Source organism: Aeromonas sp. LsrichE-8G, assembly GCF_022869435.1.
Classification (GTDB): Bacteria; Pseudomonadota; Gammaproteobacteria; order Enterobacterales; family Aeromonadaceae; genus Aeromonas; species Aeromonas caviae.
Map to the genome: position 1 here is coordinate 55,934 of NZ_JALIHH010000034.1, position 10,750 is coordinate 66,683.

The following is a 10,750-nucleotide window of genomic DNA, read 5'->3' on the forward strand; positions in this document are numbered from 1 at the left end:
CTCACTCTTCGGCGTCGAGGGGATCCTCGGGGTCGGGAATGAGGATATCGGTGAGGCGGCCCTCTTCATCCCGGCTCAGCACCAGGCGGCGACCCGGTTGCAAATCGGCAGCGCTGCCGTTGATCCAGCGAGTGTCAGCATCAAACACCAGCACGCCGAGTTCCTGTAGCAGCAATGCCTGCTGATTGTGGGTGAGCAGTCGATCCTCCGCCCGCCGCCAGTTGGCCCCGAGCGCCGGATCCGGCGCCCCGTCGAGCACCCGGATCGTCTCGGCGACGCCGTAGCGGCTCTGGATCGCGAGGTGCATGCCGGGCACGAGTCCGTCCGGCTGCGCCACGCCGTGCAGTTCGGCACTGCCGAGCTCCAGCTCAGCCCCCTGGAATTGCAGGCGCACCCCGTCGTTGTGCTCCAGCTCCACCAGCCAGAGCTCGGCGTCGTCGGCAAGGGTGCAGAAGGGCAACAGCAGCAGGCAGAGTGCGGTTCGGGTCATGGCAGGCGGTCCGGGGTCACGGGGTGAGGTTTAACTATGGCCCCGGACGGGCAATTTTTCCCGGTCCGCCCTGACCGGTCAGTCATCCTCCCGGCACTGGCTCAGGCGCATGCCGTCAAACTTGCACTCCAGCTCCAGCCAGCGTCCCTCGAACGGGGAGAGGCTCCCATCCGAGGTGACATAACCCCAGATCCGTCCCCCTTCCACCGGCCCTTCCAGTTCCATCTCGTCCTCCTCTTCCAGCGCCTCCACCTCGCGAACGAGCCGCCGCGCCCCTGCCGCCGTCTCCTGCACGACCCCTTCCAGATCGACCCAGGTCCCGCCGAGATCGTCCTCATCCAAGCCATCCTTGAAGCGGGTGCGCTCATCGATCACGAAGGGAATGCCATTGACCATCAACTGGCCAAGCTGCCAGGTGGTGCGGCCCGTGAGCTTGAACTCGGCCGCCTGCACCAGACCAAAAGGCAATAGAATCAATAACCAGAAGGCGCAGAGAGACTTCTTCATCGGGGATCCTCGGGGTTACACTGGCACACAGGATGACCCATCCGGTGTGAAATGGCCGTGAAATAGCGGCACAGACCAGGAGATCAGAGCATGAAAATACTGGTGGTGGAAGACAGTCCCCAGGTGGCGGAGACCATCATGGACTATCTGGCGCTGGCCGGGCACAGGGTGGACTGCGCCTATCATGGCCAGGCCGCGCTGCAACTGCTGGCCCAGGAGCGCTTCGACGTCATCATCATGGACGTCATGATGCCGCGCCTCGACGGCCTGCGTACCGTGGAGCGGCTGCGTGCGGACGGCATCGCGACCCCGGTGCTCTTTCTCACCGCCCGTGACAGCCTGGAGGACAAGCTGGCAGGCTTTCGGGCGGGGGGCGACGACTATCTGGTCAAGCCGTTCGCCATGGAGGAGCTGGAGGTGCGCCTGGAGGCCCTCAGCCTGCGTGGCCCCAGAGGGGACATGGGCGTGCTCTGCTTTGGCGATCTGACGGTGGATCCCGCCAGCGGCCGCACCACCCGCGCCGGGGTGGAGCTCAAGCTCGGCAAGATCCCGTTCCAGATCCTCACCCTGCTGGTGAAGCGCGCGCCCCAGCTGGTGACGCGCCAGGAGGTGCTCGACACCGTCTGGGGCGACGAGGAGCCCGACTCCGACGCCCTGCGCAGCCACATCTATGCCCTGCGCAGCGCCCTCGACAAGCCCTTCCCCACCCCCATGCTGGAGACCCTGCACGGCCAGGGCTACCGGCTGGTGACCCCATGACGAACCCGACGCCGCCCCTTGCCTCCGGCCTGCCGAGCCTGCGCCGGCGCCTGGTGCTGGCGCTGGGAGGGGCCGGTCTGCTGCTGCTGGTGATCCTGAGCCTGCTGATAGTGGTGGCCGAGAACAAGATGGAGGAGCTGAGCCTGCGCCACTGGCTGGAGGCGGAGGCAACCCGCTATGACGACGACTGGTTGCGCCTCGGGATGGCGGCCCCCGCCCCCAGTCCGCGCCAGTTCTCCAGCTACTGGACAGAGGCGGGCCGCCTGCCCGCCTGGCTCAAGGCCTACCAGAGCTCCGGCTTCTTCGAGCATCAGCTGGGCCGGGAGGACAAGCACTTCCTGGTACGCGCCCACCCCTCGGGTCAGGGGCTGCTCTATCTGGTGTTCAACGACGATGCGGACGACTACCTCGACCCTTACGAAGCCAAGCTGCATCTGGTGACCCGCCTCATCGGCCTGGCCCTGCTGCTGGGGAGCCTCGCCTTCGGCATCTGGCTGGTGCGTCACATCACCAGGCCGCTGGAGCGGCTGCGCCAGCGGGTCGCCCACCTGACCCCGGATCAGGGGGACTTCGTGCCCGATGCCCCCTGGCAGGAGCTGCGAGAGATAGAGCAGGCGCTGCTGGCGGGCAAGCACGAGGTAGCCGCCGTGTTTGCCCGTGAACAGGAGTTCAGCCGCTTTGCCAGCCACGAGCTGCGTACCCCCAACATGGTGATCCAGGGATCCGCGGCCCTGCTCGGCAAGGTGAATGACCTGCCCGCCCCGGCAGCCCGCGCCGTCAGCCGCATCCGCGCCGCCGCCGACGAGATGGCCCTGCTCACCGAAACCTTCCTGCTGCTGGGACGCAAGGAGGCCGTGGAGCGCCCGCCCCAGCAGGTGGCGCCGCTCATTCGCCGGGAGCTGACCCGCCTCGCTCCCCTGCTGCAACGGGAGACGCTGGACATTCGCCTGCAACTGGACGAGGAGAGCGAGGTGCAGGCCCCCCTCTCCCTGCTCGCCATCGCCCTCGGCAACCTCTTGAAAAACGCCCTGAGCTACGCCGAGGGGCACATCGAGATCACCCTGCACGAGCAGGTGCTCACCATCAGCAACCCCACCGCCGCCGCGCCGGATCAGATCCTCGGCTACGGCTGCGGTCTCACCATCATCCAGCGCATCTGCGAGAAGCTGGGCTGGCAGATTGAGACCCATCTGGTGGAGGGGGTCTTCAGCGCCCGGCTGGTGATGATCCCCGGCGCCCCCGGGGCGGCATAACCCCCTGATTCCCGGCCCTTCTTCCCGGCTGTTCAACACTGTGGGAGAAGGGAGACACTTCCCGGCAAGCCCGCAGCCTTCCAGCCCACCCCCCAGATAGCAACAAGGCGCCCGAGGGCGCCCTGTGTTTACCTGTCTGACACTCGTTTGGGACTCATTCCGCCGGCTTGTGCTTGCGGCTCGCCTTGAGCTCGAGGAACTCGATGATCTTGCCCGCCACGTCCTTGCCGGAGGCGGCTTCCACCCCCTGCAGACCGGGGGAGGAGTTCACCTCCAGCACCAGCGGGCCGCGGGCGCTACGCAGGATGTCCACCCCGGCCACGTCCAGCCCCATGATCTTGGCGGCCTGCACGGCGGTGGCACGCTCTTCCGGCGTGATCTTGATGGCTTCGGCTGTGCCACCCCGGTGCAGGTTGGAGCGAAACTCCCCCGGCTGGGCCTGGCGGCGCATGGCGGCCACCACCTTGCCGTTGACCACCAGGCAGCGGATGTCGGCGCCGTTGGCCTCGCGGATGTACTCCTGCACCAGGATGTTGTTGTTGGTCTGGATAAAGGCCTCGATGACGCTCTCCGCGGCCTTCTGGGTTTCGCACAGCACCACGCCAATCCCCTGGGTGCCCTCCAGCAGCTTCACCACCAGGGGGGCGCCCCCCACCATGGTGATGAGATCCGGTACGTCGTGGGTGCTGTGGGCATAGCCGGTCACCGGCAGGCCGATGCCGTGACGGGAGAGCAGCTGCATGGCTCGCAGCTTGTCCCGGGAGCGGGAGATGGCCACCGAGCTGTTGAGAGCCATGGTGCTCATCATCTCGAACTGGCGCAGCACGGCGGTGCCATAGAAGGTGATGCTGGCACCGATGCGCGGGATCACGGCGTCATAGCTCTCCAGCTCCCGTCCTTCGTAATGGATGGAGGGGCTGTGGGAGGCGATGTTCATGTAGCAGCGCAGGGTGTCGAGCACCTCGACCTGATGCCCACGGGCCCGGGCCACCTCGACCAGACGGCGGGTGGAGTAGTTGTTGGGCTCACGGGATAAAATGGCAATATTCATGGAAATGGCAGACCTGATAATCGGACTGGAGAGTATAAGGTGCCATGAACGACTGGCAACGCCAATCCTTTCCCCTCACCATGCGCGGTTCTGCAAGAACAGGCAAAAACCGAGAGTGCCGCACTCAAGAACAGACCGTTCTGCAAGACGGCGCCAGCCACCAGCCCTCATGCCCGATGGCCCACAGCGACGTCAATGGGGGCCGCGCAGCCCTTGCTGCAACTCAAGCAGCAGGGCGACCTCCTGCAAACGGCGCGCCGTGGTGCCGGCCCAGCCTCCCAAAGGCACGGGGGCCAGCAGGGTCTGGGCGATGCAGTGGCGATAGAGGGGTCCCTCATGTTGCCAGCCCCGCATCCCGTCGACGTCGTGATGGTGCAGCCACTCCAGGTTGCCGCGGCGAAGCAGCTCGATGCGCCGCCCGTCCTTGAAGTGCAGGCAAAGCCCCTTCTTCTCCACCCCGGGACCGGCATACTTGTCGAGCCAGAGGGTCAGGGGCACCCCTGCCGCCTCGCCGCGCAGGCAGGCTCGCCCCTCGGCGGTCTCCAGATCCCCGCGCCGGATGGGCTGCCCCAGCCGGTCGCAGACGTCCTCCGCGATCAGGTGCAGGCGGTCGTCTCCACCCAGGGCCACCAGCAGTTCCCGGATCATCGCCAGCAGATGGGTGCCGATGTCGAGGATCACCCCGTCTGGATGGCGCAGGACCCGCCGATCCGGCTCCCCGGTGGCGAAGTTGAGGGCACAGGGATGCCCCGTCTCGTCCAGGCCGCAGGGTTCCAGCAAAAAGCCCTCCACCGCGCTGATATCGGCGAGGGTGGCCAGCCCGACCCCGGCGAAGCCTGGTGCCCGAGGCTGCCAGCCTTCATCCAGTTTGCCGCTCAGCAGCAACTGCTGGATGGCATTGCGGGCCATCCAGTGATCCAGCGCCAGCACCCTGGCTGCGACCTCGGGGTCCGCCAGCAGGGCGTGCAGGCGATCGTGCTGGGCCAGGGTGGCCACCACGGGTTTCTCCACCAGGATGAGGGGAATGGCGCTGGCCAGTGCCTGCTCCAACACGGGCAGATGCAGCAGGGAAGGGGTGGCGATCACCAGCCGATCCAGGGGTTTGGCCAGCAGGGCTTCCAGGGTCGGCGCAGACATGACGCCGGGCAGGGTGATGGCGGGATCAAAGCCCCATATCTCGGTATTTTCGGCCAGGGCTGCGAGTGCAGGCAGATAGGCTGTCTGCACCACAGCCCCCAGACCGACAAATCCAATCTTCATGGCAACCTCGATATGGCGTGCGTACCCGGCGTCTGCCCCGCACCGCGTGAGGCGAGGCAGACGGGGATCAGTGCAGGTTGGGTCCCAGCCAGCGTTCGGCCTCTGCCAGGGTCATCCCCTTGCGCTGGGCGTAGTCTTCCACCTGATCCTGCTGGATCTGGGCCACCGCGAAGTATTTGCTCTCAGGGTGGGAGAAGTACCAGCCGGATACCGCCGCCCCCGGCCACATGGCGTAGGACTCGGTGAGCTGCATGCCGATGGCCTGTTCCACGTCCAGCAGCTCCCAGATGCTCCCCTTCTCGGTGTGCTCCGGGCAGGCCGGGTAGCCCGGCGCCGGACGTATCCCCTGATAATTTTCGCGAATCAGTTCCTCGTTGCTGAGTGCCTCGTCCGGGGCATAGCCCCAGTGCACTTTGCGCACCTGCTCGTGGAGGTATTCGGCAAAGGCCTCGGCGAGGCGATCGCACACCGCCTGGATGAGAATGGCGTTGTAGTCGTCGTGGTCCGCCTTGTAGGCCTTGGCGATGGCCTCCTCGCCGATGCCGCCGGTCACCGCGAAGGCGCCGATCCAGTCGGGCTTGCCGCTCTCCTTCGGCGCCACATAGTCCGCCAGACAGTAGTTGGGGAAGCCCTGCTTCTCGCTCTGCTGGCGCAGGTGGTGCAGCACCTTGCGCACCTGGGTGCGGGTCTCGTCGGTGTAGACCTCGATGCTGTCCCCCACGGCGTTGGCGGGGAACAGGCCGACAATGCCGGCGCAGCGCACGCTCTGATCCTTCTCCAGCTGGTCCAGCATGGCGTTGGCGTCGGCGTAGAGGCGCGTCGCCTCCTCCCCCACGACTTCATCCTCCAGAATGCGGGGGAACTTGCCCGCCAGCTCCCAGCTCAGGAAGAACGGCGTCCAGTCGATGTAGGGGCGCAGCACCGAGATGGGCACGTTTTCGAACTTCTGTACGCCGGGCTCCCGGGGCGCCGGGGGCTCATAGCCCACCCAGTCCAGCTGATGGCGGTTGGCCCGGGCATGGGCCAGGCTGACCGGCTTGGAGCGCGGCTGCTTGCGGGCATGCTGATCCCGGGCAATCTCGTACTCCTTGTCGATGCGGGCGACGAAGGCGGGCTTGAGCTCCGGGCTCAGCAGGCTCTGGGCCACCCCCACGGCGCGGGAGGCGTTGGAGACATAGACCACGGGCTCGGAGTAGTTCTGCTCTATCTTCACCGCGGTGTGGGCCTTGGAAGTGGTGGCACCGCCGATGAGCAGCGGCAGCTTGAACCCCTGACGCTCCATCTCCTTTGCTACATGCACCATCTCGTCCAGGGACGGAGTGATGAGGCCCGACAGGCCGATGATGTCGGCGTTCACTTCCCGGGCCGTCTTGAGGATAGTCTCGCAGGAGACCATGACCCCGAGATCCACGATCTCGAAGTTGTTGCACTGGAGCACCACCCCGACGATGTTCTTGCCGATGTCGTGCACGTCGCCCTTGACGGTGGCCAGCACGATTTTGCCGTTGCTGGAACCGCCGGACTTCTCCGCCTCGATGTAGGGTTGCAGGTAGGCCACCGCCCGCTTCATCACCCGGGCCGACTTCACCACCTGGGGCAGGAACATCTTGCCGGCGCCGAACAGATCGCCCACCACGTTCATGCCGTCCATCAGCGGCCCCTCGATGACGTGCAGCGGCTTCTCGGCTTGGGCGCGCGCCTCCTCGGTGTCCTCCTCGATGAAATCAGTGATCCCCTTGACCAGGGCGTGTTCGAGCCGCTTGCCCACCGGCCAGCTGCGCCACTCCTGATCCCGCGGATCCTCCGCCTGGGCACCCGCGCCGCGATACTTCTCGGCGATGGCCAGCAGCGCCTCGGTGGCGTTGTCGTTGAGGTTCAGCACTACCGCCTCGACCTTCTCTTTGAGCTCGGCCGGGATGTCTTCGTAGATGGCAAGCTGGCCCGCGTTGACGATCCCCATGTCCATGCCGTTCCTGATGGCGTGGTAGAGGAAGACAGCGTGGATGGCTTCGCGCACCGGCTCGTTGCCACGGAAGGAGAAGGAGACGTTGGAGACGCCGCCGGAGATCATGGCGTGGGGCAGGTGCGTTTTGATGTCCTTCACCGCCTCGATGAAGTCCACCGCGTAGTTGTTGTGCTCGTCGATGCCGGTCGCCACCGCGAAGATGTTGGGGTCGAAGATGATGTCTTCCGGCGGGAAGCCGACGCGGTCCACCAGAATGCGGTAGGCGCGCTGGCAGATCTCGAACTTGCGGGCACGGGTATCAGCCTGGCCCACCTCGTCGAACGCCATGACGATGACGGCGGCGCCGTAGCGACGCAGCAGTTTCGCCTGCTCGATGAATTTGTCCTCCCCCTCCTTCATGGAGATGGAGTTGACCACCGGCTTGCCCTGCACGCACTTGAGGCCCGCCTCCAGCACCTCCCACTTGGAGGAGTCGATCATCACCGGCACCCGGGCGATATCCGGTTCCCCGGCGATGAGGTTCAGGAAGCGCACCATGGCCGCCTCGGCGTCCAGCATCCCCTCATCCATGTTGATGTCGATGATCTGGGCGCCGTTTTCCACCTGCTGCTTGGCCACATCCAGGGCCTCGTCGTAGAGCCCCTCTTTTATCAAGCGCTTGAACTTGGCCGAACCGGTGACGTTGGTCCGCTCACCCACGTTCACGAACATGGAGTCCGCCGTGATGATGAGAGGCTCCAGGCCCGACAACCGGCAGGCTACCGGCAGATCCGGCAGGGCGCGGGGCTTGATGCCCGCCACGGCGTCCGCCATGGCGCGGATGTGGGTCGGGGTGGTGCCGCAGCAGCCGCCCACCAGGTTGAGAAAGCCGCTTTGGGCCCACTCGCGGATATGCTCCGCCATCTCGACCGCGTCCAGATCGTACTCGCCAAACGCATTGGGCAGACCGGCATTGGGGTGGGCGCTGACATGGGTCTCGCTGATGCGGGACAGCTCCTCCACGTACTGGCGCAGCTCGTCCGGCCCCAGCGCACAGTTGAGGCCGAAGGAGACCGGTTTGACGTGGCGAAGGGAGTGGTAGAAGGCCTCGGTGGTCTGGCCCGAGAGGGTACGACCGGAGGCGTCCGTGATGGTGCCGGAGATCATCACCGGCAGGCTGTAACCCAGCTCCTCGAACACCAGGTCCACCGCGAAGGCGGCCGCCTTGGCGTTGAGGGTGTCGAAGATGGTCTCGATCAGGATGATGTCGGCACCGCCCTCGATGAGGGCGTGGGTCGATTCGGTGTAGGCGGCCACCAGCTCGTCATAGGTGACGTTGCGCTTGCCCGGATCGTTCACGTCCGGCGAGATGGAGGCGGTACGGTTGGTGGGGCCCAGTACCCCTGCCACAAAGCGCGGTTTCGCCGGGTCCTTGGCGGTCCACTCGTCCGCCACGGCGCGGGCCAGGCGGGCCGCCTCCCGGTTTATCTCGGCCGAGAGCGCTTCCATCTCGTAGTCCGCCATGGCGATGCGGGTGGCGTTGAAGGTGTTGGTCTCGAGGATGTCGGCCCCGGCGGCACAATACTGGTCGTGGATCTCGCGAATGACGGCGGGACGGCTCAACACCAGCAGGTCGTTGTTGCCCTTGATGTCGGTATGCCAGTCGGCAAACCGCTCCCCCCGATAGTCCGCCTCACCGAGTTTGTAACCCTGGATCATGGTGCCCATGGCCCCGTCGATGATCAGGATCCGCTCCTTGAGACAGGCTTCCAGCCTGGTTGTGACATCCGCTTTCTTGTTCGACTCTCTGCTCGACACCGCTCGTACCCCTTACATCCATGCAACTGCGTGATGCCCATCCTAGCAGCAATCAAATTAAATGGAAATCTAGCCGTCTATCTGTCCGTGGTGACGATTAAATATAACCATAAATAGGTAATGAGCATGATCTAACCCGGGAGTACCCTATGCCCGTCCTCAAGAGGGATACGTGCTTGCTGTTTACCAAAGAGAAAAATAACTATGAGCGTCTACTACACACTCTGCTTCCTGGCAGCGTTGGCGATCTTCATCGCCTTTGCCAACCAGTATGTTGTGAAGATCCAGACCACCATCGCCATCACTGCGGGCTCCATGCTGATCTCCGCGCTGCTGGTGCTGTTTGGCAAACTGGGTTGGTTCAATCTGGAGCCTCTCGCCATCAAGACCATGGAGAGCATCGACTTCCAGAACTTCCTGTTGAAGGGGATCCTGGGCTTCCTGCTGTTCGCCGGCGGCCTTGGCATCAACCTCAAGGCGTTGCGTAGCCAGAAGTGGGAAATCACCATTCTGGCCATAGCCGCCACCCTGCTCTCCACCTTCCTCATCGGCTACGGCTTCTGGTTCATCGCCAAGCTGCTGGGCTGGGATGTGCCGCTGGTCTACTGCATGTTGTTCGGTGCCCTGATCTCCCCCACTGACCCGATTGCCGTACTGGCCATCGTCAAAAAGATGAAGGCGCCACCCCAGATCGCCATCCAGATCGAGGGGGAATCCCTGTTCAACGACGGTGTCGGTCTGGTCATCTTCGCCACCGTGTTTGCCGTGGCCTTTGGCGGCGTGGAGCCCACCTTCGGCAGCGTGGCCGGTCTGTTCCTGCATGAGGCTCTCGGCGGCATCCTGTTCGGGGCCGTGCTGGGTCTCATCGCCCACGTGATGATCAGCGCCACCGACGACGGCTCCCTGGAGCTGCTGCTGACCCTCTGCATCCCGACCGCGGGCTTCGCCTTCGCCAACATGATCGGCGTCTCCGGCGCCCTGGCCATGGTGGTGACCGGCATCATGATCGGCAACTGGACCCGTCATTCCGGCTTCTCCGAGCAGAGCCAGCACCACCTGGATCACTTCTGGGAGTTGATGGATCAGTTCCTCAACGCCCTGCTGTTCCTGCTGATCGGTCTGGCACTGGTGCTGCTGGACCTCGACTGGCGCGACTGGATCCTGCTGGTCATCGCGGTGCCGCTCTGCCTGGCTGCCCGCTTCATCAGCGTCTCCCTGCCCTATGTGACGTTCCGCAAGTTCCGCAGCTACAACACCTTCTCGGTGCGCATCCTCACCTGGGGCGGCCTGCGTGGCGGTCTGGCCATGGCCATGGCCCTGGCACTGCCATCCGGTGTCATGATGATCCCGGAACACAACGTCGATCTGCGCCAGGTGATCCTGGTGATGACCTACTCGGTGGTGATGTTCTCCATCGTGGTACAGGGCATGACCATTACCCCCATGATCACCGCCGCCAAGAAGGCCTGTGGCGACGCCTGAGCCCGTCCCTGACCGGCAATGAAAAGGGCTCCCAAGGGAGTAATGCCAGTCAGTTAAGCCTGACTGGCATTGTTTTTACTAGGTTTTCTCGTCGCATACTTCTGTGGTTTGGCTTTGATGCACCTTGGGTAACTTCGTTCTCGGCGGGCGGGTAACTTGAACTGCTCTGCCTGTTTGTCCAACTC

General features: G+C 64.6%; 8 protein-coding genes. 3 read left to right on the forward strand and 5 right to left on the reverse strand.

Features of this window, described 5'->3' with window-relative positions:
* Position 1 precedes the first annotated feature (1 nt).
* Positions 2-490, reverse strand: a complete 489-nt coding sequence (locus MUW49_RS07660) for a hypothetical protein (protein ID WP_052815863.1) — start codon at positions 488-490, stop codon at positions 2-4.
* Positions 491-568: 78 nt separating this feature from the next.
* On the reverse strand, positions 569-997 hold the full coding sequence (locus MUW49_RS07665; protein ID WP_029313554.1) for a hypothetical protein: 429 nt from the start codon (positions 995-997) through the stop codon (positions 569-571).
* A 90-nt stretch (positions 998-1,087) separates the two neighbouring features.
* Between MUW49_RS07665 and MUW49_RS07670 the strand changes: the two genes are divergently transcribed.
* Positions 1,088-1,756, forward strand: a complete 669-nt coding sequence (locus MUW49_RS07670) for a response regulator transcription factor (RefSeq protein ID WP_052815862.1) — start codon at positions 1,088-1,090, stop codon at positions 1,754-1,756.
* A complete protein-coding gene (locus MUW49_RS07675; protein ID WP_052815861.1) occupies positions 1,753-3,009 on the forward strand; it encodes a HAMP domain-containing sensor histidine kinase in 1,257 nt (418 codons plus the stop codon). The genes MUW49_RS07670 and MUW49_RS07675 overlap by 4 nt, the downstream gene beginning before the upstream one ends.
* A gap of 154 nt (positions 3,010-3,163) precedes the next feature.
* Here the strand turns inward: MUW49_RS07675 and rimK are convergent, their stop codons facing one another.
* The 3 genes from rimK to metH all read right to left on the reverse strand — a co-directional run bounded on the left by rimK (position 3,164) and on the right by metH (position 9,083).
* Positions 3,164-4,060 (reverse strand): 30S ribosomal protein S6--L-glutamate ligase, encoded by an 897-nt coding sequence (gene rimK, locus MUW49_RS07680; RefSeq protein ID WP_010672657.1) that lies wholly within the window; start codon positions 4,058-4,060, stop codon positions 3,164-3,166.
* A gap of 192 nt (positions 4,061-4,252) precedes the next feature.
* Positions 4,253-5,320 carry a Gfo/Idh/MocA family oxidoreductase gene (locus MUW49_RS07685; protein WP_052815860.1) on the reverse strand — a complete coding sequence of 356 codons (1,068 nt, stop codon included), beginning with the start codon at positions 5,318-5,320 and terminating at the stop codon, positions 4,253-4,255.
* Between the two features lie 67 nt (positions 5,321-5,387).
* Positions 5,388-9,083, reverse strand: coding sequence for a methionine synthase (gene metH, locus MUW49_RS07690; protein ID WP_052815859.1), 3,696 nt, complete (start codon positions 9,081-9,083; stop codon positions 5,388-5,390).
* A gap of 204 nt (positions 9,084-9,287) precedes the next feature.
* On the opposite strand from metH, the gene MUW49_RS07695 reads away from it, so the two are divergent.
* Positions 9,288-10,565, forward strand: a complete 1,278-nt coding sequence (locus tag MUW49_RS07695) for a sodium:proton antiporter (protein WP_041214319.1) — start codon at positions 9,288-9,290, stop codon at positions 10,563-10,565.
* Positions 10,566-10,750 lie beyond the last annotated feature (185 nt).